Genomic DNA, 24,752 nt, shown 5'->3' on the forward strand with positions numbered 1-24,752 from the left:
AGACGTGTTTCCCGACTTTCGAAGCCCCAAAGCCTACGTCAGCCTGATTCTGCTGACCGCCATGTTCATCGTGCCGGTGGTCGCCGGCACGCCATTCTGGACCAACCTGTTCGTCCTGCTGTTCGTCTTTTCCGCGCTGTCGGTGGCCTGGAACATCGTCGGCGGCTACGCCGGCCAGCTGTCGCTGGGCCACGCGGTGTTCTACGGCATCGGCGGCTACACCGCCACCCTGCTGACGCAGAACTTCGGCATCTCGCCGTGGTTCGGCATGCTGGCGGGCGCGGTCATTTCCGGCGCCGTGGCGATCCTGATCAGCTATCCCACGCTGCGCCTGCGCGGCCCGTTCTTCGCGCTGGCCACCATCGCCATCCTGGAGGTGGTGCGGCTGCTGGTGATCCACGAAGAAAGCTGGACCGGCGGCTCCAGCGGCATCAGCCTGCCGTTGAACATCGGCTGGACCTGGATCGTGTTCCGCGAAAAGATCAACTACGTGATCATCGCCTTCGGCCTGTTCCTGCTGGTGACCTGGGTATCCTGGTACATCCGCAAGTCGCGCATCGGCCACTACCTGATCGCCATCCGCGAGCGCGAGGACGCGGCGCTGGCGGTCGGCATCCACACGGTGCGCGTCAAAATCATCGCGGCGGTGGTGTCGGCCATGCTGACCAGCGTGATCGGCACCTTCCATATCACCTACCTGACCTTCGTCGACCCCAGCTCGGCTTTTTCGCTGGAGCTGTCGATCCAGGTGGCGATGTTCGCGCTGATCGGCGGCCTGGGCACGGTGGCCGGCCCCATCGCCGGCACCTTCCTGGTGCTGCCGATCGCCGAGCTGGCGCGCGGCTGGCTGTCGAGCGTGGGCAACGGCATGCATGGGCTGATCTACGGCCTGATCCTGGTGGCGGTGGTGCTGACCATTCCGCGCGGCCTGGCCGGCGCCTTCGGTCCGGCGATCGAGCGCGCGCTGGCGCGCCTGCCCTACCTGGGCACGCCGCGCGCCCGGCGCCAGCGGACCGAGCAGGCCCGTCCGACCGATGCCACGCGGCGCGAACAACCGGTGCTCAAGGCCGAAAACCTGTTCAAGAGCTTCGGCGGCCTGCGCGCCACCAATGACGTGTCGCTGACGCTGAACCAGTACGAAATCCTCGGCATGATCGGCCCCAATGGCGCCGGCAAGACCACCGTGTTCAACCTGCTGTCCGGCTTCCTGTCGCCGGACAAGGGCGCGGTGTCGATGGTGGATGCCAAGGGCAACTGGGTCTCGTGCAGCACGCCCGACGAATTCGCCCACCACGGGCTGGGCCGCACGTTCCAGATCGCCAAGCCCTTCACCGGGTTGACGGTTCTGGAGAACATCATGCTGGGCGCGTTCATCCATACCGCCGACCGCGAAGAGGCCGAGCAGATCGCCTTGAAGGTGGCCGAGGAAACCGACCTGCTCAAGTACCTGAACACCGAGGCGCGCAGTCTCACGGTGGGCGGCATGAAGCGGCTGGAGATCGCCCGCGCCCTGGCGATCCGGCCGCGCATCCTGCTGCTGGACGAGGTCATGGCGGGGCTGAACCCGACCGACATCGAAAAGTCGATCCAGATGATCCGCCGCATCCGCGATTCGGGCGTGTCAGTGCTGCTGATCGAGCACATGATGCAGGCCACCATGGCGCTGTCGGACCGCATCATCGTGCTGAACGAAGGCGCGGTGCTGGTGAGCGGCGCGCCCCGCGACGTGGTCGAGAACCCCGCCGTCATCGAAGCCTATTTGGGCAAGGAGTACCAGGATGCTTAAGGTTTCGGATCTTTCGTCGGGCTATGGCAAGAGCCAGGTGCTCAACGGCCTGAACTTCGAAGTGCGGGCCGGCGAAATCGTGACGCTGATCGGCGCCAACGGCGCCGGCAAGACCACCACCCTGAAAACGCTGTGCGGCGTGGTCGCCGCCACCGCCGGCCGGGTCGAGTTCGAGGGCCAGGACCTGACCAACCGCACGCCCTACGACATCGTCGACGCCGGGATCACCATGATTCCCGAAGGGCGCCAGCTGTTCCCCCATTTCACGGTGCGCGACAACCTGCTGATGGGCTCGTACAAGCGCGCCGCCCGCCCCATCGTGCAGCGCAAGCTGGAGGAAGTGCTGCAGATCTTCCCGCGGGTGCGCGAACGCCTGGGGCAATACGCCGGCTCGCTGTCCGGCGGCGAACAGCAGATGGTGGCGATCGCGCGCGGCATGATGGCCGACCCCAAGCTGCTGGTGTTCGACGAACCCTCGCTGGGCCTGTCGCCGCTGCTGGTGCAGCAGATGTTCGACATCATCCGCGACGTCACGTCCCACGGCGTCACGGTGCTGCTGGTCGAGCAGAATGTGTTCCGCACCCTGCGCCTGGCCGATCGCGGCTACGTGCTGGAGAACGGCGCCATCGTGCGCACCGGCACCGGCGCCGAGCTGCTGGCCGATCCCCATGTCAAGAAGGCCTATCTGGGCCATTGAAACCCGAAGGACCGCATTCATGTCTTTACGCTGCACATTCATCGACCACGGCGCCGGCGGCGCGCCCGATTGCCTGCGCCTGGCCGAACGCGAGATGGCCGCGCCCAGCGGCCGCCAGGTGCTGATCGAGGTCGCCTACGCCGGCGTCAACCGCCCCGACGTGCTGCAACGCTCGGGCTCGTATCCGCCGCCGCCCGGCGCCTCGCCCTACCTGGGGCTGGAGGTGGCGGGCACCATCGCCGCCGTCGGCCCCGACGTCACGCAGTGGCGCGTGGGGGACCCGGTCTGCGCGCTGACGCCCGGCGGCGGCTATGCGCAGTACTGCCTGGCCGACGAACACCATTGCCTGCCGGTGCCGCGCGGGCTGGACCTGCTGTCGGCCGCCGCCATACCGGAGAACTACTTCACCGTCTGGACCAACGTGTTCGAGCGCGCCCGCCTCGCGGCCGGCGAGAAGTTCCTGGTGCACGGCGGCTCCAGCGGCATCGGCCTGACCGCCATCCAACTGGCGCGCGCCTTTGGGGCCGAGGTCTGGACCACCGTGGGCAACCCGGAAAAAGCCGAGGCCTGCCTGAAGGCCGGCGCCCACCATGCCGTGGTCTACCGCGACACCGACTACGAGGCCGAGATCCGCCAGGCCACTGGCGGCCAGGGTGTGGACGTGATCCTCGACATGGTCGGGGGCGCCTATATCAACAAGAACATCCGCTTGCTGGCGGTCAACGGCCGGCTGGTGCAGATCGCCTTCCTGGAGGGCAGCAAGGCCGAGATCGACGCGCTGCCCATCATGACCCGCCGGCTGTCGTTCACCGGCTCCACCCTGCGGCCGCGCTCGGACGAGGACAAGGGCGCCATCGCCCGGGCGCTGGCAGACAAGGTGCTGCCGCTGATGGAACAGGGCCGCTGCCTGCCGCTGATCCACCAGGTGTTCCCGCTGGCGCAGGCGGCCCAGGCCCACGCGCTGATGGAAAGCAGCAGGCACATCGGCAAGATCATGCTGCAGGTCAAGCCATGAGCGCGCGCTTCCAGGATCAGGTCATCGTTGTCACCGGCGCGGTCGGCGGCATCGGCTCGGCCATCGTCGAGGGCTTCCTGGCCGAAGGCGGCAAGGTGGGGCTGATCGACTTCAATTCGCAGGGCGGCCAGGACTATGAAAAGGCGCTGAAGCAGCGCGGCCACGCGGTGAGCTTCGCGCAGGCCGACGTGGCGCACTTCGACCAATGCCAGGCCGCGTATGACCGCATCACCCGCGACCTCGGCCCGGCCACCATCCTGGTCAACAATGTCGGCATCTCGCCCAAGACCGACGGCCGCGCGCTGAAAGTGTGGGAAATGACGCCGGGCGAATGGGACAAGGTGGTGGCGGTCAACCTGAACAGCGTGTTCTACATGACCCGCCTGGCCACGCCGCACATGGTGCGCCAGCGCCAGGGGCGCGTGATCAACATGTCGTCCGTGGCCGGCAAGGCCTATTGCGATATCGTCGCCGCGCACTACGCCGCCACCAAGGCGGCGCTGCTGGGCCTGACGCGCCACTGGGCCGCAGAACTGGGCGAGCACGGCATCACCGTCAATGGCCTGGCGCCCGGCCGCATCAGCACGCCGCTGCTGAAAAGCGTGCCCAAGGAAATCAACGACGCCGTGGCCGGCGTCACCGCGCTGCGCCGGCTCGGCACGCCCGAGGAAGTGGCCGACGCCTGCCTGTTCTTCGCCTCCGACCAGGCGCGCTTCGTGACCGGGCAGGTGCTGGACGTGGCGGGCGGCTGGCTGATGACCTAGCGCCGCGCCGCCAACCCCGCCGCGCCAAGACAACGCCCCGCCGGCGAAACCGGCGGGGCGTTGTGCGTTTGCCTGCGCGGCGCCCGCCTCGCGGCGGGCGCTTCGGGCGCTCAGAAGTCCATGCTGGCGCTCAGCAGGAAGGTGCGCGGGCCGCCCAGCACCAGGTAGCCGTTGCCCGGGTAGCCCCCCACCGACGACCAGTAGTTGCGGTTGGCGATGTTCTCGACGCGGGCGCGCAACGTCACCACGTGGCCGTCAACGTCCATCATGTAGCGCACGCCGGCATCGAAGCGGGTCCAGCCCGGCACTTTGAGGGTGTTGGCGTCATCCGCGTAGGACGCGCCGGTGTAGACCACGCGGCCGTCCACCGCCAGGCCCCGCACGCCGGGAATGTCCCATTCCGCGCCCAGGTTGGCCTGAAAGCGCGGCACGCCGATGACGCGGTTGCCGTCGATGCTGGCATTGCCGGTGGACCGCTGCTTGGCATCCAGGAAGGTCAGGCCGCCCAGCACGCGCACGCTCCTGACCGGTTCGCCGAACACGGTCAGTTCGACGCCCTGGTGGCGGTCCTTGCCGGAGGCGGTGAACGCGTTGCTGGCGTTGTAGGCCGCGCGCGGCTTGTCGGTGGAGAACAGCGCCAGGCCCGCGCCCAGGCCGCCGCCGTCGTACTTGACGCCGATTTCCTTCTGCTTGGAGACGTACGGCTGCAGGCTCTGGCCGGCGTTGGCCACGGGCTTGCCGTTGGCGGTCTGCGGCGCGGTCTCGCCGGCCACCAGGGCCTCGATATAGTTGGCGTACAGCGACACGCTCGGCGTCACCTTGAAGACGATGCCAGCGGCGGGCGAGTTGCGGCTGGCGTCGTAGGCGCCTTGTTCCTTGCCGGTGTTATAGAAGTAGTCCCTCTGCGACAGGCGCTGGTGGCGGATGCCCAGCGTCAGCAGCACCTTGTCGTCCAGGAATGACATGGTGTCGCCGAACGCGTAACTGCTCAGGCGGGTACGGCCCTGCAGCGCCGGATCGTCCAGGTCGTTGCCGAACAGCGCCTTGGAACTGTAGGCCGGACGGTCATTGCGCACCGGGTCGTAGATGTTGGTGGCGAAGGTATTCAGATAGTCCATCACGTACGCGTTCTTCTTTTTCAAGTCGAAGAAGGACGCGGAGGCGACGAACTCGTGGCCGACCGGGCCGGTGCGCACCTTGGCGCGCAGGCCCATTTCGCCAGTGTTGACGCTGTCCTTGCGCGTATTGTCGAAGCGATAGAAGTTGCCGTCGCCAGTGCTGCCATTGGTCACAGTGACATTGGCCAGCGAGTTGGCCTCGTCGCTGCGGCGCATGCCGAATGCCGCCCAGCCGGTCAGCTTGTCGCTGAAGTCGTGCTCGGCGCGCACGGTGCCGAACACGTCGCGTTCGTTCGAGTATGACCAGGGCTGCGCATAGTTGGAACTGGCGTGCGGCGCGTCCGGCACGCTGGTCACGCCGCGCAGCGTGACGTTGGGGCGGGCGCGCTTGAGCTTGTTTTCCTGCCAGCCGATATCGGCCGACAGGCGCGTGTCGGCCGAGCGCCAATCCAGCCCCAATGACACCAGGCTGGTGCGCGAGTGCTCATCGTCGATGGCCGTGTCGCCACTGCGATTGGCCACGTTCAGGCGGATGCCGGTGCTGTCGCCCGGGCCGAAGCGGCGCGCGATGTCGGTCGAGACCGAGAACTGGCCGCCGCTGGAAATGCCGGTGGTGAAGCGGGTGAGCGGCTCGTTGGGCGCGCGCTTGGGTACCAGGTTGATGGCGCCGCCAATGCCGTCGCCGCCTGGCGAGGCGCCCGTCAGGAAAGCCGAGGCCCCGCGCAGCACCTCGACCCGCTCGAACAGCTCGGTGGCGATGTACTGGCGCGGCAGCAGGCTGTACAGCCCGTTGTAGGCCACGTCGTCGGAACTCAGGATGAAGCCGCGGATGAAGTACGACTCCTGGAAGTTGCCGAAGCCGCGCGCCACGCGCACGCCCGCATCGTTCTGCAGCACGTCGCCGACGCTGCGCGCCTGTTTGTCCTGGATCAGTTCGTTGGTATAGCTGGTGATGCTGAACGGCGTGCTCATGATGTCCTGCGTGCCCAGCACCCCCACCCGGCCGCCGCGGGCCACCTGGCCACCGGCGTAGGGCTGGGCCAGGCCGCCCGCCGAGGCGTCGGCGCTGGCCTCGACCTTGATCGCGTCCAGCGACACGACCCCGGCGTCGGAGGCGGGCTTGGCGGATTGGGCATGGACGGCGTACGGCAGGGCCGCAACCACATAGGCGAGCATTCGAATGTTCATGTCGGGATGTCTGTAGGCAGGCGCTTCGCGAGAAGCAGGGAATCGCAAAAATCCCGATGGGTCACGCTCGGTAACGGCCTGCCACTCGAACTGCCGCGGAACCGGTCTGCCCGGCCTTGTCGAGCCCGTTCACCAAGGGGTATCGAGATCGTGCGGGCTTGATTCTATATAAAAGGAAATCATTCTCATTGCGTCCCTTATATAGAAAATCACTTTGTTGCCATCACACAACGACACTGTCCCCATTCCTGACGGGAGCCTGTCCGGGCCGGGCGGCCGCGCCGGCCCGGACCCCGGCGGCCCGCCTGCGGCCATTCAGACGGACAGCCCGGCCTCCTCGCGCACCTGGCCGAACGCACCGGCCTCATAGGCCGCCATGGCCTGGGCCAGGGCCCGCGCGTCCGCCATCACGAAGGGGCCGCGCTGAATCACCGGCTCGTCGATGGCCGGCCCCGCCACCAGGATGAAATGGGCCGGCGCGCCGGCCGCCAGCAGCTGCAGCAGCCCCTCGGCATCCGCCGCGGCCGTCAGCGCGGCGCCGGGCGGCAGGACGGCGAAATCGGGATCGACGGCTCGCCTGGCGGGCGCTGGCATCCGCCTGGCCGGACGGTACGGCGCCAACGGCGCGGCCGCCGCGGGCGGCGGCGCCGTTGGCGTGGCGGTATGCCAGGCGCGCACCCCCAGTTCTCCCTGCGCCGTGTACAGCCAGGCATTCCAGCCCTGCGGCAACGGCACCAGACGCGATGCGCCGGGGCGCAGCCACCCATCCAGGATCAACAAGGGCGCGGGCGTCGCCAGCGGCGACTGCCATCCTTCGTAGCGCCCCGAGACCAGCCGCACCCGGCCGGCATCGCTCTGTATCACCGGCATTTCCCAGGCCCGCAGCAGCGCGACCGACGGCGCCACGTCCTTGAGCCGCAACGGCAGATTGACGTACAGGCGCAGGCCGTTCAACCGCGATGCGTCCACCGGTTGCTGGTCGTGGACAATGCCGCGCCCGGCAACGGTCCAGTACAGGTCGCCGGGCCGTACCTCGTGGTCATTGTCCAGGCTGTCGCGGCTGCGCAGCGCGCCGCGGCTGTCTTCCAGCAACAGTGTCACCGACGACATGCCGGCGTGGGGATGGGGCGCGAAACTCGGTCCCGTCAAGACAAAGTGCTCCGCCAGCACCAGGGGCGACATGCCTCCCGGGAAATCCGGGGAGCGGAATTGCCGGAAGGAACGGGCATTGCCCGCAGGCTCGAAGGGCTTGGCCACGGGGGGGGCTGAGGCGGATCGTCAAGGATGTGCTGCCAGGAAGTTGCGGAGGCGCAAAGCTTATGGGTTCCGCGTTCGACACAGTAGAGGGTAATTTCAGGAATAATTGTCCTGCCTCACAGGACAATTCCACCCGCGGACCCATGCATTCCTATATCCACCACCTCGACGACCTGTTGCTTTTCACCGAGGTGGTCGAAAAAGGCGGCTTTTCCGCCGCCGCCCGAGTCCTCAATCTGCAGCGCTCCAAGCTCAGCCGCCGGGTGGCCGAACTGGAGGCGCGCCTGGGCCTGCGGCTGCTCCAGCGCAACACCCGCCGGGTCTCGCTGACGCCGATGGGCGAGCAGATCTATGTGCATGCGCTGGCGATGGCGCGCGAGGCCCGCAGCGCGTTCGACCTGGCGGCGACGATGGGGGACACCCCCAGCGGCCTGCTGCGCATGACGGCGCCCTCGGCACTGGCGGTGACGCTACTGGGCGAACTGGTGGCCCGCTTCTGCCTGCAGCATCCGGGCGTGCGGGTGCTGCTGGATACCCGCGACCAGATCATCGACCTGGTGGGCGAAGGCTACGACCTGGCCTTCCGCGCCCAGGGCGCCTCGCTGACCGATTCGCGACTGGTGGCGCGCGAACTCGCCCCGGTACCGCAGATCCTGGTGGCGGCGCCCGCCCTGGCGCGACCGGCCCCGCGCCGGCCACGCGACCTGAACGCCCTGCCGCTACTGGCCCATGCCACTCATGACAGCCCGCAAAGCTGGCACTTCACCGGCCCGGCGGGCAATGCCGAGTCGGTCGAATACCGCCCGCGCTGCCTCAGCAGCAACCTGGCGGTGCTGCGCGAAATGGCGCGCGCCGGCCTAGGCGTGGCGTTGCTGCCGCACTATCTATGCGCCGGCACATTGGCCAAGGGCGACCTGGTCCAGTTGTTGCCCGCCTGGCAGGCCACGCCGGCCCGCATCTATGCCGTCATCCCCGCCCGCCGCGGCGCGCCGCTGGCGCTGCGGCGTTTTCTGGATTTCGCCGCGGCGGAACTGCCGGCGTTGCTGGCCTGATCCGGCGCCCTGCCCCGCCATGCGGCGGTAGGACTTCTTTGGTAAAAACCGGGGGACTTGCAGGGAGACCGCGCGTGCGCCACAGTAAGGTGTTGCGCGCTCGCCGTGCAATCGCCACCGGGCGCGGGGCGGAACTTTGACGCGCCCCTTGAGTCTTATATAAGATATAAGACATGTATCGCGCCCGCGCCGCTGTCCCCCGGAATGACAAACGCGCCGAAACGCCTGAAAATGCCGGCTTTACGCGGGCAAAACCACGGAGTCCATCATGCCGCACAACACCCTCGACACACTGAAGAATTTCAAGATCGGCAACAAGTCCTGTCAGTACTACTCGCTGCCGGCGCTGGGCAAGGCGCTGGGCGTGGACGTACAGCGGCTGCCGGTCTCCATCCGCATCGTGCTGGAATCCGTGCTGCGCAACTGCGACGGCAAGAAGGTCACCGAGGAACACGTGCGCCAGCTCGCCAGCTGGCAGGCCAACGCCAGGCGCGAGGATGAAATCCCGTTCGTCGTGGCCCGCGTGGTGCTGCAGGACTTCACCGGCGTGCCCCTGCTGGCCGACATCGCCGCGATGCGCTCGGTGGCCGACAAGATGGGCAAGAGCCCCAAGAGCATCGAGCCGCTGGTGCCGGTGGACCTGGTGGTGGACCACTCGGTCATGATCGACTACTTCGGCACCAAGAACGCCCTCGACCTGAACATGAAGCTGGAATTCAAGCGCAACCAGGAGCGCTACCAGTTCATGAAGTGGGGCATGCAGGCCTTCGACACCTTCGGCGTGGTGCCCCCGGGCTTCGGCATCGTCCACCAGGTGAACCTGGAATACCTGGCGCGCGGCGTGCACCAGGACAAGAAGAACAACGTCTACTACCCTGACTCGCTGGTGGGCACCGACAGCCACACCACCATGATCAACGGGATCGGCGTGGTTGGCTGGGGCGTGGGCGGCATCGAGGCCGAGGCCGGCATGCTGGGCCAGCCGGTGTACTTCCTGACCCCCGACGTGGTCGGCGTGGAACTCAAGGGCAAGCTGCGCGGCGGCGTCACCGCCACCGACCTGGTGCTGACCATCACCGAAATGCTGCGCCGCGAGAAGGTGGTCGGCAAGTTCGTCGAGTTCTGTGGCGAGGGCACGGCCAGCCTGTCGGTGGCCGAGCGCGCCACCATCGGCAACATGGCGCCCGAATACGGCGCCACCATGGGCTTCTTCCCGGTCGATGATCGCACCATCGACTACTTCCGCGGCACCGGCCGCACCGAAGCCGAAATCGCCGCGTTCGAGGCCTACTTCAAGGCCCAGGACATGTTCGGCGTGCCCGCCGCCAAGGACATCAACTACACCAAGCTGCTGACGCTGGACCTGTCCACCGTGGCGCCGTCGCTGGCCGGCCCCAAGCGTCCGCAGGACCGCATCGAGATCGGCAACGTCAAGAGCACCTTCATCGACCTGTTCTCCAAGCCGGTCTCCGAAAACGGCTTCAACCAGCCGGCCGAGAAGCTGCAGCAGACCTTCACCACCAGCACCGGCACCAAGGTCAAGAACGGCGACATCCTGATCGCCGCCATCACCTCGTGCACCAACACCTCCAACCCCAGCGTGCTGCTGGCCGCGGGCCTGCTGGCCAAGAAGGCGGTGGAAGCCGGCCTGAAGGTGCCCAAGCACATCAAGACCTCGCTGGCCCCCGGCTCGCGCGTGGTCACCGAATACCTGACCAAGACCGGCCTGCTGCCCTACCTGGAAAAGCTGGGCTTCGACGTGGCCGCCTACGGCTGCACCACCTGCATCGGCAACGCCGGCGACCTGACGCCCGACCTGAACGACGTCATCACCAGCAACGACCTGGTGTGCTCGGCGGTGTTGTCCGGCAACCGCAACTTCGAGGCGCGCATCCACCCGAACATCAAGGCCAACTTCCTGGCCTCGCCGCCGCTGGTGGTGGCCTACGCCCTGGCCGGCACCGTGACGCGCGACCTGATGACCGAACCGGTCGGCCGCGGCAAGAACGGCGACATCTGGCTCGGCGACATCTGGCCGACCACCGAGGAAGTCGAGTCGCTGCTCAAGTACGCGCTGGACCCCAAGGCCTTCGAGGCCAACTACGGCCAGGTCAAGAGCAACCCGGGCAAGCTGTGGGAGAACATCAAGGGCGTCAAGGGCGATACCTATAACTGGCCCGACTCCACCTACATCGCCGAGCCGCCGTTCTTCGAGGGCTTCGGCATGACGCCGGGCGCGATGCCGACCGTCAAGAACGCGCGCGCGCTGGGCGTGTTCGGCGACTCCGTCACCACCGACCACATCTCCCCGGCCGGCTCCATCAAGGAAACCTCGCCGGCGGGCAAGTGGCTCAAGGAACACGGCGTCATGAAGGCCGATTTCAACAGCTACGGGTCGCGCCGCGGCAACCATGAAATCATGATGCGCGGCACCTTCGCCAACGTGCGCATCAAGAACCTGATGATTCCGGCGCTTGCGGACGGCAGCCGCTTCGAAGGCGGCGAAACCCTGTTCCAGCCGACCGGCGAACAGATGTCGATCTACGACGCGGCCATGAAGTACGTGGCGGCCGGCACGCCCACCATCGTGTTCGGCGGCGAAGAGTACGGCACCGGCTCGTCGCGCGACTGGGCCGCCAAGGGCACCCAGCTGCTGGGCGTGAAGGCCGTCATCGCGCGCAGCTTCGAGCGCATCCACCGCAGCAACCTGGTGGGCATGGGCGTGCTGCCGCTGCAGTTCAAGGGCACCGACAGCGTGCAGTCGCTGGGCATCACCGGCGAAGAGACCTACGACATCTCGGGCCTGGAAAACGGCATCAAGCCGATGCAGGACGTAACGCTGACGATCACCCGCAAGGATGGTTCGAAGCAGGACGTGACGGTGCTGCTGCGCATCGACACCCCGATCGAGGTCGACTACTACCAGCATGGCGGCATCCTGCCCTTCGTGCTGCGCCAGCTGCTGGCCGCGTAACCCGCCGCCCGCCAAGACAAAGCCCCTGGAACCGTCGGGTTCCAGGGGCTTTTCTCATGGCGCCGCACGTGCGCCGCGTCAGGCGCGCCGCGTCATTGGGCGACCAGTTCGACCCGGCGGTTCCTGGCGCGGCCGGCCTCGGCGTCGTTGGCGGCCACCGGCGCCAGCGATGCCACGCCGCGCGGCGACAGGCGCGCGGCGGGGATCTTGTAGCCCGTCTCCAGCGCCTTGACCACGGCGTCGGCACGTTTTTGCGACAACTCCAGGTTGCCGGCCAGCGTGCCCTGGTTGTCGGTGTGGCCCACCACATAGACTTTCAGGCCGGGATTGGCATCGAGCAGCTTGCCCATCTCGTCCAGCGCGGCCTTGGACTCTGGCTTGATGTCGGCCTTGTCGGTGTCGAAATACACGCCATAGACGGCGACACGGCCCGACTCGGCCAGTGACTTCTGCATGGCGGCCATGTCCAGCACCTTGACCTGGCCGGTCTGCATCGGCTTGGTCTCGACCACTTGCTGGAACACCGGCGTGATGTGGTTGGCGCTGTCTTCCATCACATCCAGGAACACGTAGAGATCGCCCGTGGGCGCCTCCTTCTTGGCCAGCACGGCGTAGTACTTGCCGCCGAACGCCGCGTCGCCCTGCCCGGGCTGACTGACCTTGCCGCTGTTGATCACGAACGACTGGAAATCCTCGCCGCATTGCCCGTCGCCCTTGCATTCGAACAGGGTCTTGAAGCCGCCGGCCTGGAGCGCCGCCTGGTAGTTGCGATAGACCTCCAGCGCCGATTTGCTGCCGTCGATGCGATAGGCGATGCGCGTCAGCTTGCCTTCCAGTTCCAGGCCCTTGGGCTCGGCTTGCCGCGCGACCGGCCGGTCGGGCATGACGGCCTCATCGTAGTCCTTGTGCTCGTAGGCGCGGATCTCGGCGCCCTCGAAACGGGTCAGGGCCGGATGGTCGCGGGAACCCTTGACGTCCTCGGCCCAGGCGGACGCCGCCGTCCCCAGCATGGCGGCGGCGAGAGCCAGACAGGCGGATTTCACGATGTGCGCTTTCACGATCTCTACACTCCCGGCCGGCGGGCGCCGGCATGCGTCCAGAACAAGGAAACGCCCGCGGCGCGGGCGGCAGCCATTATGCATAGACGGTGCGCGGATTGAAACCGCGCCGGGTAACCAAACGTAGACTGCCGCCCACCCCGGCGCGCGGCGGGCGGCGTCAACGGGCGCTAGTCGAACGCATAGGCATCCATCGCCAACGCGCCGTACGACACTTCGTCGTTCAGGCGCCTGGCCTGGCCGCCGCCCGCGCCCAGCGCCACGTATAGCGGCATCAGGTGGTCGTCGTGCGGATGGGCCTGCGCCGCGCCCGGCGCCCGCGCTTGCCAGTCGAGCAGGGCCGGCACGTCGTTGGCCGCGAGATGCCGCGCATACCAGTCCTGGAACGCCGGCACGTAGGGCGCCGGCGGCGCGTCCTGCGGCATGCGCACGTCGCGCAGATTGTGCGTCAGCGAGCCCGAACCAATGATCAGCACGTCCTCGTCGCGCAGCGGCGCCAGGGCGCGGCCCAGTTCGAGCTGCCCGGCGGCGTCGCGGCCCATGTCCAGCGACAGCTGCACCACCGGCACGTCGACCTCGGGATACAGGTAGCGCAACGGCACCCAGGCGCCATGGTCCAGCGGCCGGCGCGGATCGCGCTCGGCGGCGATGCCGGCGCCGGCCAACAGCGCCTGGGTGCGTTCGGCCAGTTCGGGTGAGCCGGGCGCGGCGTACTGCAACGCGTAGAGCTCGGGCGGAAAGCCGCCGAAGTCGTGCCAGGCCACCTGCTGCTCGCGGGTGGACAGGGCCAGGCCGTGGCCCATCCAGTGCGGCGACACCACCAGGATGGCGCGCGGCTTGCGGCCGAACGACCGGCTCCAGGCGGCCAGAGCGGGACCGGTCGAACCGGGCTCGACGGCCAGCATGGGAGAACCGTGGGAAACGAAAAGCGTAGGCCAGCGCATGGCGATGACTCCGGAAAGCATGACGATGGAATCATTTTCGTCCGATTCTGATCGGCAATAAACCCATCCCAAAGGGATGATCTGTTGCCAGATCAGCACCAATCGCGGAGCGACGCGGCGCCGCCGGCCCCCCCTGCGACCAGCGCGAACCGCGGGCGCCAGGGCACGCCGGCGCCCGCGATCGTGGCGGGCGTTAAACTACGCCGTTGCACACTTACTGGACGTCCTCCGAAGTTATGGCCCGATCCCGCAGCCAATCCGCTCCCCGCTTGACCCGCGATGCCACTCGCCTGATCACGCTCGCCCAGTCGCTCAACCGCTCGGGCAGCCGCGTCGAAGACGTGTACTGGGAGAATCAGCTTGGCGAAGCGATTCCGAAGCTGCTCAAGGCAGGCCAGGATGCCCCGCTGGAAGCCGCACTGGACCATCTGGCCCAGAACGATGTGGGCGCCTATGAAGTCCTGATCGAGCAAGCCGAAACCCCGTCCGAGTCGATGAAGATCGACAAGAATGGCGTGCGCCATGACGTCCTGCTGATCGTCGCGCCCATCGTTGCCTGGACCCGCTACGCGATTCCCACCGGGCCGGTTTCGGCCAGCGTCCAGCAGGCCCTGCTGGCGCAACTGCATGGCCACGTGCTGTCGAGCCAGGCGCGCAGCGCCCTGATGCCGTACCTGGTCAGCGTCGACCAGATGCCGCGCACGTTCTCGGAAACCTGGCAATGGCTGCAACGGCTGGGCACGCAGGCGCTGGGCGCCGAGACCACCAAGCCGGCGCTGAACACCGAGGCCGAAACCGCCAACATGCTGGCCGATACGCGCTATATCGTGGCGGCCGTGGCGGTGCCCGAGTTCGCGCCGGTATTCCGCTGGCAGGAGCAGATCGGCGACGCCGAGGCCAGCCGCGACGCCTGCCTGGCGCAATGGGCCGCCCAGGCCCAGCCGACGCTGGCCGGCCTGCTGCCGGGCTGCGGTTTCGAGGCGCTGCTGCCCGACGCCTATTACGTCAGCAACCGCGAGGCCGACCGCCGCGTGCGGCCGCTGTCGCTGCGCGCCGCCGTGAGCTGGCTCGAAGGCGCGGTCAACCTCGAGGCTTCGCAACTGCGGGCCGTGGTGGCCGGCTGCGGAGAAAGCCGCATCGACGAATACCGCATCGGTTTCACCGCGCGCAACAGCAACGACGTCTACTACGGCTGCGTCTGGCCGCTGTACGGCCGCGAGGATGACGTGCCGGCCGACGAGGGCCTGCCCGACGTGGTCGACGAGATCGCGGCCCTGCTCAAGGAATACGGCGTGACCGACGTGCGCCGCATTCCCGGCGTGCTGCCGCCGGAATACTGCGAGGATTGCGGCGCGCCCTACTTCCCCAATCCGCTGGGCGAACTGGTGCACGCCGAGTTGCCCGAGGACGCCGAGGCCGCGCCCGCCAAGTTCCACTGAGCCGCGTCGATGCAAGCGGACATCTTCTGCCGCGTGGTCGACAACTACGGCGACATCGGCGTCTGCTGGCGCCTGGCGCGGCGGCTGGCGCACGGCCATGGCTGGGACGTGCGCCTGTGGGTCGACGACCTGGCCAGCTTCGTCCGCATCCAGCCCGGCATCGACCCCGGCGCGGCGCGCCAGGCCTGCCAGGGCGTGGATGTGGTGCGCTGGTCGGCCACGCCCGGCCCGGGACTGGCCGCGCGCGACGTGGTGATCGAGACTTTCGCCTGCGATCCGCCCGACACTTTCCTGGACAGCATGCGCCAGCGCCATCCGGCCTGGGTCAATCTGGAATATCTGAGCGCCGAGGCCTGGGTGGAAAGCTGCCACGGCCTGCCGTCGCAGCGGCCCGACGGTCTGGTGAAGCATTTCTTCTTCCCCGGCTTCACGCCGGCCACCGGCGGCCTGCTGCGCGAGCCGGGGCTGTCGGCCGAGCGCGACGCGTTCCAGGCCGATCCCGCCGCCCAGGAGGCGTTCTTGCGCGGCCTGGGCGTGGCCGACGGCCTGCTGTCGCTTCGCCGCAACGGCGCACGCACGATGTCCCTGTTTTGCTACCCGGGCGCCCCGGTCGATGCCCTGGCGCGGGCGCTGGCGGCTGACACGCGTCCGACCCTGCTGCTGGCGCCCGTCGGCGTCGCCCCCGGCCTGGAGGCGGCTTGCGCCCTGCCCGGCGGCCCGGCCGTGGCGCGCCTGCCGTTCGTGGCCCAGCCCGACTTCGACCGCGTGTTGTGGTGCGCCGACCTGAATTTCGTGCGCGGCGAGGACTCTTTCGTGCGCGCGGCATGGGCGGCGCGACCGCTGGTCTGGCAGATCTACCCCCAGGCGGGGAACATCCATCTGGAAAAGCTCGACGCCTGGCTGGCGCGCTATCCGGCCCCGGCCCCCGCCGCCGACCTCATCCGCGCCTGGAACCAGGCGGACGCGGCCACCGCCGCCGAAGCCGCGCTGGCAGCGGCCCTGGAACCCGGCCCCTGGCAAGCCTGGAACCAGGCAGCCCGCGACTGGGACGCGGCGCAGGCGGCCCGGCCCGATCTGGCTGAGAGTCTGGCTGTTTTTTGCGCAGAGTTGGCCAAGAAACGCTAGAATAGAGAGTTTTCTGAGTCGCCCTGGATTGTCGGCGCCTCAACTATGACGCCTCCCGGGGTGTGCATGAAGCCAGATAGGCGGGCTCGTTTTCATGGGTTCCGCAGAATCTCCAGGCTGATGGCGATGGGCCTTGCGGCCCGCTGCCAGGCGCCTGCGGCGGCTTTCTGCAAGCACGGCGAGTGCACCCTTTCCCCCCGGAGTTTTATCGATGAAAACCGCTCAGGAATTGCGAGTCGGCAACGTGGTCATGGTCGGCAAGGATCCCCTCGTGGTCCAGAAGGCCGAATACAACAAGTCCGGCCGTAACGCCGCCGTCGTCAAGCTGAAGTTCAAGAACCTCTTGACCGCCTCGGCCAGCGAATCGGTCTACAAGGCCGACGAAAAGTTCGAAGTCGTCCAGCTCGATCGCAAGGAATGCACCTACTCGTACTTCGGCGACCCTATGTACGTCTTCATGGACGAAGACTACAACCAGTACGAAATCGAAGCCGAAAGCATGGGCGACGCGCTGAACTACCTGGAAGAAGCGATGCCCGTGGAAGTGGTCTTCTACGACGGCCGCGCCATCTCGGTGGAACTGCCCACGACCATCGTGCGCGAAATCACCTACACCGAACCGGCCGTCCGTGGCGACACGTCGGGCAAGGTGACCAAGCCCGCCAAGATCAACACCGGCTACGAACTGAACGTGCCGCTGTTCTGCGCCATCGGCGACAAGATCGAAATCGACACGCGCACCAACGAATACCGCAGCCGCGTCAACAACTGATCCGGCCGCAGGTACCAAAAAGCGCCAGCCCTTCGGGGTCTGGCGCTTTTTTTTCGCCTGGCGGGGCCGGCGGGCGGCGCCTTCCGGCGCGCTTATTGCAGGCGCTCGTCGTCCAGGAAGTCGGGCACCGCCATCACTTCGATGCCGTCATCGGCCAGGGCCTCGCGCTCTTCGCGCGTGGCGGTGCCGCGGATGGGACGGTCGTCGGCGTCGCCGTCATGGATGCGGCGCGCTTCCTCGGCAAAGCGCGCGCCGACGTTTTCGGTGTTGCGCAACAGCGCCCGCACCTGACGCATGACCACCGCCTGCAGCGCCGACATCTTCTCGGCGTCGGTGGCGCCGGCCGGCGCCGCCGGCCGGGCCTCGGGCGCGTGCAGATGCGCCACGTTCAGCCGCGGGGCGGACAGCCGCTTGGTGATGCTGGCCGAGCCACAGACCGGGCACGACACCAGGCCACGCGCCTGCTGCGCGTCATAGTCGTCGTGCGAACCGAACCAGCCTTCGAAGATGTGGCCGTGTTCGCACTGGAGGTCGAAAACTTTGAGAGCCATGGTGGAAATATGGGGACTGGCGGCCAGAATACAAGAAAGTGGCCGGATGGGCCCGGGCAGCCGGCCATCGGGGCGGATTTCGGCCGGTCCAGGCGGTTCCAGCGGCATTTTCGCCACAGTGGCGGTGGCCGGCAGGCAATGAAAAGCGGGCCCGAGGGCCCGCTTGCTGGCGTGCGCGGCGCTTACTTGCCGCGCTTGGGCGCGGCCGGCATGCGGCCGATCTGCGCCTGCTGCGCCTGCAGCGCGTCGATCTGGCGTTGCAGGTCGCGCAGTTGCTGGCGCACGTCCTTCTGCTGATCAGCCAGCGCCGTGGCTTCCTGGCGCGATTGCTCCTGGCGCGCGGCGACCTGCTGTTCCTGCTGCATGCGCAGGGTGCGGTCGGCCTGCAGCGTGCTCAGCTCGGCATTGCGGGCGGCCAGCAGTTTCTCGGCATGGGTGTATTCGGCCTGCAGCTTGATGCGCTTGATGTCCACTTCGGCCAGATCGGCCGACTGGGCCGCGAACGCGCGGTAGGTGGCTTCCGCCTGCTTTTCCGATTCGGTCTTGAGCACCCGCCAGAAATCCTTCTGCTGGAACAGGGCCACGTAGTAGGTCAGCTCGTCCGGCTTGAACAGCAGGCTGGCGCCGTAGGTGCCGTTGTAGCTCGTGCGCAGCTCGGACACCTGGCGGTTCTGGATCAACCCCTGCAGTTCGGCCACGGTGGAGGCCGGGCGCGCCGCGGGCGCCGGCGCCGGCGGCGTCACCGGAGTGGACGCGGGCTGCTTGTCCTCGACCTGCTGCACCGTGGGACGCGGGGGCTCGGATTGCGCGCTGGCGCAGGCAGCCAGGCCGGACAGGGCCGCACCCAGCAGCGCCATGCGCGCGGTGGCACGGATAAAGTGGACGTTCATGCCTTCCCCAATAAAATCGTTGCGGAACTATAGCAATTTATTTCGCTCGCGGCTGACACGCTGACATAGCACACGGCCATAGTGTCGCGCGCTAAGGGCCATTCCCTATTGCGCCACGCCGGACCCGCGCGGTGGCCCCTCACGAGGCCTCCACGATGCCGTCGGCGGTCTCGCCCTGGCCGCCGCCCAGATGCAGCTTGCGCATTTTTTCCCACAGCACCTTGCGGCTGATCCCCAGGGTGTTGGCAGTGTCCTGGCGGCGCCAGCCATTGACGTCGAGCGCCGCCAGGATGCGGGCCCGCTCGGCGCGCTCGGCGTCGCTGAACACCGGCGGCTCGCACTGGGTGCTGGCGGCCGCCGCGGCCAGCGCGCCAGGCACCCGCAGCGGCTCGGCCAACTGGTCGAAGATGCGTTCGATGCGCGGCTGGTCCCAGGCCTGGAACTGGCGCCGCACGATGGCCACGCGCTCGGCCACGTTGGAAAGCTCGCGCACATTGCCGGCATAGCGCGTGCGGGCCACCCGTTCAAGCAACCAGTCCGGCGGCTCGCCCTCGGCCCCGAGCCGTTCCAGCAGGGCGCGGAAAATCGCCGCCTTTTCCTCGGCGCCGCGCTGCTCCAGATTGGGGATGCGCAGCTCGATCACCGCCAGGCGGTAATAGAGATCGGCGCGGAATTCGTCCTGGCCCACCAGCACCCGCAAGTCCTTGTTGGTGGCCGCCACCAGGCGGAAATCCACCGGCACTTCCACGGTCGAGCCCAGCCGCGTCACCGCGCTCTGCTCCAGCACCCGCAGCAGCTTGACCTGCTGGTACAGCGGCAGGTCGCCGATTTCGTCCAGGAACAGCGTGCCGCCATTGGCCTGCTCGAAATAGCCTTTGTGCGCGCCCACGGCGCCGGTGAAGGCGCCCTTGGCATGGCCGAAGAAATGCGCCTCGAACAGGCCTTCCGGGATGGCGCCGCAATTGACCGCGACGAAGGGTCCGTCCGACCAGGCCGCGCGGTCGTGCAGCAGGCGCGCGATACGCTCCTTGCCCACGCCGGTCTCGCCGTGTATCAGCACGTTGCTGCGGCAGTCGGCGAACATGTCGGCCTCGGCCAGCAACGCCCGCATCGGCTCGGACACCGCGATCAAAGGCTGCTCGCGGCGCGGCGCGCTGCGGCTGAACTGGTCCAGCGTGCCGAGCAGCTCGAACAGAAACTTGCGCAGATCCGAGGAGGTGAAGGCCAGCGGCAAGGTGTACGAGTACTCCGGCGGGTAGTAGCGCGGATCGCGGCCGCGCGCCTCGGACGCCACCCAGATCACCGGCATGGCCTGCCCCGACAACCAGTCGTAGCCGCTGAAGCGGTTGTCGCCCATGACCGAGACCGACACCAGCGCCACGGCCGGCCGCGACGGGTCGCGCGGCGGCGGGAACGCGGTGCCGGCGTCGGCGCGAACCAGCGACACGTCCATGCCCGCCAGGCAGCGCTCGGCGCGGCTGGCGATGTCGGATGTGCCTTCCCAGACGTAGACGTCGAACTCTTCGCGCGAGAATTTCTGGGTCATGGCGACCACCGCGCCGGCCAGGAAGGAAGGGGAATCACGGGCTTCATCATCAATACACCAGACGGGGCTTGCCGCAGTCCACGGACAGCAGCGATACATCGGTTTGGCCAACGCTCAGGCCGAGCATGTCCAGCAATTGCTGCAGCAGGTTCGACAGCATGCCCAGCAGCGGCTGCAACAGCGTGACCACGATGGACAGCACGCCGCCCACCTGGTTGCCGCCGCTCAGGGCCAGCGAGGACACCGCATTGACACGGCATTGGCGGATGGCATCGGGGGTGATCGCCAGCGCGCAAGTCAGGTCGCTCAATGGCGCCAGCAACAGTGAATTGAGCAGATTGCCCACCAGTTGCAGCGTGCCGCCCAGCACCCCGGTCAGGCCGCCCGTGGCCATGCGCTGGCCCAATTGGTTGAGCGCGGTCGAGGACCACTGCATGTCGTTGACCACCTGCGAAATCGATTTTCCCGGATTGCTGCCGCCGCCGCCCACCAGCGTAGTGGCGAGCGAGGTGCGCTGCGCGGCGGTCAACGGCGTGCCGGTGCCGATCAGATCGCCCAGGATGCCGCCGACCACGGCGTCGGCCAGATTGCCCGCCAACGCGCCCAGATCGACCGAGGTGGCGTTGACGGTGGCGGTGGAATCGGGCGATGGCGGCTCGGTCAGCGTCACCGACACCGGCGCGGTCGAATTGAAGATCGGCAGTGTCACCTTGCTGGTGAGCGGCAGGATGCCGAGCACCTTCAGCACCTGGTAGCGCTGGATCGCCGCGAACGAGCCCGGCTGGCAGCTGTTGGTGAGGGACAGGAAATTGGCCTGCACGGGGTCGACGGCGGACGCCATGCCCGGGAAGCGCCCCAGGCAGATATTGGCCACCGACGAGGTCACGTCAATGGTGGCCTGCGATTCGGTCAAGGGCGCCTGGCACAGCTTGGATACGGTGCCGGTGGACTGCGCCACGTCGATGATGACCGGCAGGTCGATGTACGAGCCCAGGGTGTTGGCCAGCAGCGGCCCGACCAACGGGATATTGCTGGTGTTGGCCCGCAGGTAGACGCGGATGCCGGCGCTGGTGGCCTGGGCGCCGACGCCGCCGACGCCGATGGTGGGCGGCTCGACGATGCGCACCTGCGACTGCAAGCCCAGCAGCGGCACGCTCAACCCCAGGTCCACCAGGTTCTGGCCGTTGGCGACGACCAGCGCGGTCTCCAGCACATTGAGCGCATTGACGTTGGCCTGCAGCGCCGAACTGACGTCGCCGCCGATGACATTGAGGTCGAGCACGCCGCCGTCGCCGAACAGCTTCACCGGCAGATTCAGCGGCATCACGTTGAGCACCACGTTGATGGCATCGGTCAGCAGCCCGACGCTGGCCCCGGCGGTGCCGCCGGCCTTGTTCATCACCGTGAGCGTGGCCTGCAGCAGTTGCCCCAGCGTCAGGTTGCTGAGCGCGGCCAGTTGCTCCGGGGTGCCCACGCCAGTGGCCACCGACACCGGCAGCCCGAGCGCCTCCAGCAGGCCGGAAGGCGTGATGTTGACACTCGCCAGGCCGGCGGCGTCAAGCACGTCCAACTGCGCCGGGGTGGCGCCGACCGTGGTCAGCAACTGCGACAGCAGGCCGCCCCGCTGCAGGCGCAACAGGCGCGAGCCAACCGTGAAGACCGCGACCGGCTGGGTGTTGGTGGCCACGGAAACTACCCGGACCGGCGCGCCGTCGGCAATCCCCGGCAACAGGCTCCGCAGGGACTTGCTCAGCGTGATGCGCAGCGCATTCGGCGCCTGGCCGCCGGCGGGGTCGAACACGTACATGCCGTTGGCATCGGCGCGGCTGGTGTCCCACACCTTGCACTCGACGGTCACGTCGGTGGCGGAGAAGGTTTCGAGGATGTTGGGCACATTGGCCAGCACCGCCGCCTGCCCCGCGGCCTGGGCCCGGGCGCAATCGGCGGGCGCGCCCAGGCCCAGTACCTGTACCGCCGACAAGGCGGCCAGGTCCGACGCCTTCTGCATTTCCCGCTTCATGTAGTAGGCGTAGCCCAGTTGCGCCACGCCCAATAGCACCACGCCGACGATGACCACGAAAATGATGGCCACGGTCATGCTGCCACGCTGCCGCGGGCAGATCGCAGAATGAAGCGGGATGGCTGGCATGATCGTGGCTCCGTGGCTCGATGAGGCGGGCGAGGCTCCTTGGTGCGCCTAGTTGGTGTTATTGGTCTGGACCCGCTTGGTGAACCATTCGGGGATCGGGTGGCTGAAGCTTTCGAGGTAGCGATTCCAGGCCGCCGTGGACGTCGCCCCCAGCACCGGCAGCGCGGCGCCGGCACGGCGGCCGTCGGCCTGCGCCGCCAGCAGGCCGCGGGTGATGTCGCCGAATGCCTCGGAGGCCGGCGCGGCCGGCTGGGCCGCCGGCGCCGCGGCCTGCGGCAGCGGCGTCTGCACCTGTTGCACCACGGGCCGGGCCGGCATCGGCGCGGCGGCCGCAGGCGCTGCCGGCACCGGCGTGGCCTGGGCCGCGCCGCCGCTCATGGCGCCGGTCAGAGGCGCGTTCGATTGCGCCTGGCAGGCCCAGGGCACGGCCCCGCCCAGCGCCAGGGTGAGAGAAAAGAAGGTAGCGGTTCGAGACATGGTGGCGGTTCCTGGTTAGCGCACGATCGGGCCATTGCCCAGTCTGTCCATCAAGGGGCTCATGACCGGCAGCACGATGCCCTCCCCGCGCGATACCCGGGTGGCGGCCGCTTCGGTGGCCGACGGGATCTGCGTCACCGTGGCCGTGGCGCCTGCCGGCGTCCCCGGCGCCACGGCCAGCGGCGCGGCGGCCTGGCTGCGGATTTCGGTCGCCAGGCGCAACACCTGGCCGCGCGCTTCCTCGCTGAGCCTGGCACGGTCCATCACGTTCTGGGCCCGCACCGGCTCGCCCTCGACCAGCAGCAGCAGGGCCAGATTGGCCAGCACCTTGGCGTTCTCCGGCGCCAGCTCGGCGGCCTGGCCCAGCGGCACGCGCGCGCCGGCCGGATCGCCAGCCCGCAAGCGCGCAAACCCCAGGTCGCCCAGGATGCCCGGGTCCATCGGCGCAAGCTTGGCGGCGCGGGCGAAATCGTCGGCGGCCTGCTCGAACTGGCCGCGCGAGCCGGCGATCAGGCCCAGTCCGTGCCAGCCCTCGGCCGCCTGCGCGGTGCCGATCAGGGCGCGGTAGGCCTGCTCGCTGGACGCGGTCTGGCCGGTCTGGCGCAGCGCCTCGGCGCGCAGCACCGCGATGCGCGGATCATTGCCGAACTTCTGCTGGAACGCGTCGATGTAGGCCAGGGAGGCGAAATACCGCTGCTGGCGCTGCGCCTCGGCGATCATCGACAGCATCATGTCCGGCTCGGCCGGCTTGCGCCGGTTCTCGGCCTCGTCCTCGCGCTGCCGCATCAGCGCCTGTTCCTGCTGTTGTTGCTGGATCAATTGCCAGGCGGTCTCGGCGTTGTTGCTCTGGCAGCCGGCCAACGCCCCGGCGCCCGCGACTACCGCCGCCAGCAAGGTCCAACGCCACGCACACCGCGCCCTTCCCATTGCGCCCGCCATCACATGCCCCCCATGCGCGACAAACCGCGCAATACCGCCACGAAGCCCGCGCCGCCGGTCACGATCAACAGCGCCGGCAGCAAGGTCACAATCATGACCGCCGTCATCTTGACGGTGGTCTTGCCCACTTTTTCCTTCAATTCCAGGCGGCGCTTCTCGCGCAAGCGCTCGCCGAAGCGGTTGAGCGGCTCCTGCACCGCGCCGCCGTGCTGGTCGACCTGCGCGATCAGGCGGCAGATGGCCGACAGATCGTCGTTGTCGAAGCCCGTCGCCAGCCGCGCCAGCGACTGCTCGCGGGTGCGGCCGCGCACATACAGTTCGGACGCCAGCCGCAGTTCATGCGTCAGCACCGGCAGCACCTGATTGAATTCCTTGGTCAACACTTGCAGGCTCTGATCGATCGACAGCCCCACCCCCTGCAACAGCCGCAGCAGGTCGATCAGCAGCGGCAGTTCGTTGGCCGCCTGCCGGCGCCGGCGCGACACGCGGCGGCGCACCAGCCATTTGGGCAGCATGTAGCCGATGGCGAAGCCGAAGAACGCGGCCACGAACAAGCCCAGCGCTGAACCGCTGACCGTGCGCCCCAGGTCGAACGCCACCGCTGCGGCCGGCAACAGCAGCGCCAGGGTGAAGCGCGCCACGATGAAGCGCAGCCGCGCCGTGACCGGGTTGTCATAACCCGCCAGGTCGACCAGCTTGCGGTCCTCGCCGGCCAGCAGGGCCTCGGCGAAGCGGCCTTCGCTCAGGCGCTTGCCGAACGAATCGGCCGCGCGCGTGGCCGCCGCCAGCCGCCCCTGCCCGCCTTCGGCCGGCGCCGGCGCTTCGGCCGGCGCCCTGGCGCGGCCCTCCCGCTTGGCCAGGGCCTGGTCCACCACCTGGCGGCTGCGGTCCTGCCCGCGCAGGCGCCGTGTCATGCTCAGGCCCACGATCAGCATCGCGGCGGCGACCAGCATCAACGCCACCGCCAGCACGGTCGAGACATTCCAGGATTCGATCGCTGGCATCCGCGGC

General features: G+C 68.2%; 20 protein-coding genes. 9 read left to right on the plus strand and 11 right to left on the minus strand.

The features are described 5' to 3' along the window. The first annotated feature begins 4 nt into the window (after nt 1-4). From HV701_RS08860 to HV701_RS08875, 4 genes are read left to right on the plus strand one after another with little or no spacing between them, the layout of a single operon-like run. On the plus strand, nt 5-1,786 hold the full coding sequence (locus HV701_RS08860) for a branched-chain amino acid ABC transporter ATP-binding protein/permease (RefSeq protein WP_175132699.1): 1,782 nt from the start codon (nt 5-7) through the stop codon (nt 1,784-1,786). Further along, nucleotides 1,779-2,483, plus strand: a complete 705-nt coding sequence (locus HV701_RS08865; protein ID WP_175132700.1) for an ABC transporter ATP-binding protein — start codon at nt 1,779-1,781, stop codon at nt 2,481-2,483. Before HV701_RS08860 ends, HV701_RS08865 begins: the two co-directional genes overlap by 8 nt. Nucleotides 2,484-2,502: 19 nt before the next feature. Then, nucleotides 2,503-3,498 carry an NAD(P)H-quinone oxidoreductase gene (locus tag HV701_RS08870; protein ID WP_175132701.1) on the plus strand — a complete coding sequence of 332 codons (996 nt, stop codon included), beginning with the start codon at nt 2,503-2,505 and terminating at the stop codon, nt 3,496-3,498. Next, nucleotides 3,495-4,262 (plus strand): SDR family oxidoreductase, encoded by a 768-nt coding sequence (locus HV701_RS08875; protein WP_175132702.1) that lies wholly within the window; start codon nt 3,495-3,497, stop codon nt 4,260-4,262. Before HV701_RS08870 ends, HV701_RS08875 begins: the two co-directional genes overlap by 4 nt. Before the next feature lie 110 nt (nt 4,263-4,372). On the opposite strand, the gene HV701_RS08880 is transcribed toward HV701_RS08875, so the two are convergent. Together HV701_RS08880 and HV701_RS08885 are read right to left on the minus strand one after the other, a co-directional pair. Further along, on the minus strand, nt 4,373-6,568 hold the full coding sequence (locus tag HV701_RS08880) for a TonB-dependent receptor (protein ID WP_175132703.1): 2,196 nt from the start codon (nt 6,566-6,568) through the stop codon (nt 4,373-4,375). Between the two features lie 315 nt (nt 6,569-6,883). Continuing rightward, nucleotides 6,884-7,750, minus strand: a complete 867-nt coding sequence (locus HV701_RS08885) for a pirin family protein (protein ID WP_236756141.1) — start codon at nt 7,748-7,750, stop codon at nt 6,884-6,886. Between the two features lie 218 nt (nt 7,751-7,968). Between HV701_RS08885 and HV701_RS08890 the strand changes: the two genes are divergently transcribed. Then, the gene (locus HV701_RS08890) at nt 7,969-8,877 is read left to right on the plus strand and encodes a LysR substrate-binding domain-containing protein (RefSeq protein ID WP_175132704.1); all 909 of its coding nucleotides are present in this window, start codon (nt 7,969-7,971) and stop codon (nt 8,875-8,877) included. 268 nt (nt 8,878-9,145) lie between these two features. Beyond that, nucleotides 9,146-11,851 (plus strand): aconitate hydratase AcnA, encoded by a 2,706-nt coding sequence (gene acnA, locus HV701_RS08895; protein ID WP_175132705.1) that lies wholly within the window; start codon nt 9,146-9,148, stop codon nt 11,849-11,851. Nucleotides 11,852-11,943: 92 nt separating this feature from the next. On the opposite strand, the gene HV701_RS08900 is transcribed toward acnA, so the two are convergent. Further along, nucleotides 11,944-12,909 (minus strand): OmpA family protein, encoded by a 966-nt coding sequence (locus HV701_RS08900; RefSeq protein ID WP_254595145.1) that lies wholly within the window; start codon nt 12,907-12,909, stop codon nt 11,944-11,946. A 170-nt stretch (nt 12,910-13,079) separates the two neighbouring features. Then, nucleotides 13,080-13,853 (minus strand): DODA-type extradiol aromatic ring-opening family dioxygenase, encoded by a 774-nt coding sequence (locus tag HV701_RS08905; protein ID WP_175132735.1) that lies wholly within the window; start codon nt 13,851-13,853, stop codon nt 13,080-13,082. A 236-nt stretch (nt 13,854-14,089) separates the two neighbouring features. Here HV701_RS08905 and HV701_RS08910 point away from each other — a divergent pair, with 236 nt between their 5' ends. The 3 genes from HV701_RS08910 to efp all read left to right on the plus strand — a co-directional run bounded on the left by HV701_RS08910 (nt 14,090) and on the right by efp (nt 17,189). After that, nucleotides 14,090-15,292, plus strand: a complete 1,203-nt coding sequence (locus HV701_RS08910; RefSeq protein WP_175132706.1) for a DUF2863 family protein — start codon at nt 14,090-14,092, stop codon at nt 15,290-15,292. Between the two features lie 9 nt (nt 15,293-15,301). Further along, complete coding sequence (gene earP / locus HV701_RS08915; RefSeq protein ID WP_175132707.1) at nt 15,302-16,417, plus strand: elongation factor P maturation arginine rhamnosyltransferase EarP; 1,116 nt, start codon at nt 15,302-15,304, stop codon at nt 16,415-16,417. 211 nt (nt 16,418-16,628) lie between these two features. Next, nucleotides 16,629-17,189 carry an elongation factor P gene (gene efp, locus HV701_RS08920; protein ID WP_175132708.1) on the plus strand — a complete coding sequence of 187 codons (561 nt, stop codon included), beginning with the start codon at nt 16,629-16,631 and terminating at the stop codon, nt 17,187-17,189. A gap of 92 nt (nt 17,190-17,281) precedes the next feature. Here efp and HV701_RS08925 read toward each other — a convergent pair whose 3' ends face one another. From HV701_RS08925 to HV701_RS08955, 7 genes are all read right to left on the minus strand, one after another. Then, nucleotides 17,282-17,740, minus strand: a complete 459-nt coding sequence (locus tag HV701_RS08925; protein WP_175132709.1) for a DUF1178 family protein — start codon at nt 17,738-17,740, stop codon at nt 17,282-17,284. 182 nt (nt 17,741-17,922) lie between these two features. Beyond that, entirely contained in the window at nt 17,923-18,630 is a 708-nt protein-coding gene (locus HV701_RS08930) for a DUF2968 domain-containing protein (RefSeq protein WP_175132710.1), read from the minus strand. 139 nt (nt 18,631-18,769) lie between these two features. Further along, entirely contained in the window at nt 18,770-20,176 is a 1,407-nt protein-coding gene (locus tag HV701_RS08935; RefSeq protein ID WP_175132711.1) for a sigma 54-interacting transcriptional regulator, read from the minus strand. 49 nt (nt 20,177-20,225) lie between these two features. Continuing rightward, nucleotides 20,226-22,274 (minus strand): pilus assembly protein TadG-related protein, encoded by a 2,049-nt coding sequence (locus HV701_RS08940; protein WP_175132712.1) that lies wholly within the window; start codon nt 22,272-22,274, stop codon nt 20,226-20,228. 99 nt (nt 22,275-22,373) lie between these two features. Continuing rightward, on the minus strand, nt 22,374-22,802 hold the full coding sequence (locus HV701_RS08945) for a DUF3613 domain-containing protein (protein WP_175132713.1): 429 nt from the start codon (nt 22,800-22,802) through the stop codon (nt 22,374-22,376). A gap of 15 nt (nt 22,803-22,817) precedes the next feature. After that, nucleotides 22,818-23,729: a tetratricopeptide repeat protein gene (locus HV701_RS08950; RefSeq protein ID WP_236756135.1), complete on the minus strand. Its 912-nt coding sequence runs from the start codon at nt 23,727-23,729 to the stop codon at nt 22,818-22,820. Between the two features lie 11 nt (nt 23,730-23,740). Continuing rightward, nucleotides 23,741-24,745, minus strand: a complete 1,005-nt coding sequence (locus HV701_RS08955; protein WP_175132715.1) for a type II secretion system F family protein — start codon at nt 24,743-24,745, stop codon at nt 23,741-23,743. Nucleotides 24,746-24,752 lie beyond the last annotated feature (7 nt).

It is taken from the genome of Achromobacter pulmonis (assembly GCF_902859765.1).
Lineage (GTDB): Bacteria > Pseudomonadota > Gammaproteobacteria > Burkholderiales > Burkholderiaceae_B > Achromobacter > Achromobacter pulmonis.

Bases quoted from the DNA above. Each gene is read 5' to 3' on its own strand.
- HV701_RS08865 (WP_175132700.1), top strand. From the start codon at position 1,779: ATGCTTAAGGTTTCGGATCTTTCGTCGGGCTATGGCAAGAGCCAGGTG.
- HV701_RS08870 (WP_175132701.1), top strand. From the start codon at position 2,503: ATGTCTTTACGCTGCACATTCATCGACCACGGCGCCGGCGGCGCGCCC.
- HV701_RS08875 (WP_175132702.1), top strand. From the start codon at position 3,495: ATGAGCGCGCGCTTCCAGGATCAGGTCATCGTTGTCACCGGCGCGGTC.
- HV701_RS08880 (WP_175132703.1), bottom strand. From the start codon at position 6,568: ATGAACATTCGAATGCTCGCCTATGTGGTTGCGGCCCTGCCGTACGCC.
- HV701_RS08885 (WP_236756141.1), bottom strand. From the start codon at position 7,750: ATGTCGCCCCTGGTGCTGGCGGAGCACTTTGTCTTGACGGGACCGAGT.
- HV701_RS08890 (WP_175132704.1), top strand. From the start codon at position 7,969: ATGCATTCCTATATCCACCACCTCGACGACCTGTTGCTTTTCACCGAG.
- acnA (WP_175132705.1), top strand. From the start codon at position 9,146: ATGCCGCACAACACCCTCGACACACTGAAGAATTTCAAGATCGGCAAC.
- HV701_RS08905 (WP_175132735.1), bottom strand. From the start codon at position 13,853: ATGCGCTGGCCTACGCTTTTCGTTTCCCACGGTTCTCCCATGCTGGCC.
- HV701_RS08910 (WP_175132706.1), top strand. From the start codon at position 14,090: ATGGCCCGATCCCGCAGCCAATCCGCTCCCCGCTTGACCCGCGATGCC.
- earP (WP_175132707.1), top strand. From the start codon at position 15,302: ATGCAAGCGGACATCTTCTGCCGCGTGGTCGACAACTACGGCGACATC.
- efp (WP_175132708.1), top strand. From the start codon at position 16,629: ATGAAAACCGCTCAGGAATTGCGAGTCGGCAACGTGGTCATGGTCGGC.
- HV701_RS08925 (WP_175132709.1), bottom strand. From the start codon at position 17,740: ATGGCTCTCAAAGTTTTCGACCTCCAGTGCGAACACGGCCACATCTTC.
- HV701_RS08930 (WP_175132710.1), bottom strand. From the start codon at position 18,630: ATGAACGTCCACTTTATCCGTGCCACCGCGCGCATGGCGCTGCTGGGT.
- HV701_RS08935 (WP_175132711.1), bottom strand. From the start codon at position 20,176: ATGACCCAGAAATTCTCGCGCGAAGAGTTCGACGTCTACGTCTGGGAA.
- HV701_RS08940 (WP_175132712.1), bottom strand. From the start codon at position 22,274: ATGACCGTGGCCATCATTTTCGTGGTCATCGTCGGCGTGGTGCTATTG.
- HV701_RS08945 (WP_175132713.1), bottom strand. From the start codon at position 22,802: ATGTCTCGAACCGCTACCTTCTTTTCTCTCACCCTGGCGCTGGGCGGG.
- HV701_RS08950 (WP_236756135.1), bottom strand. From the start codon at position 23,729: ATGGGAAGGGCGCGGTGTGCGTGGCGTTGGACCTTGCTGGCGGCGGTA.
- HV701_RS08955 (WP_175132715.1), bottom strand. From the start codon at position 24,745: ATGCCAGCGATCGAATCCTGGAATGTCTCGACCGTGCTGGCGGTGGCG.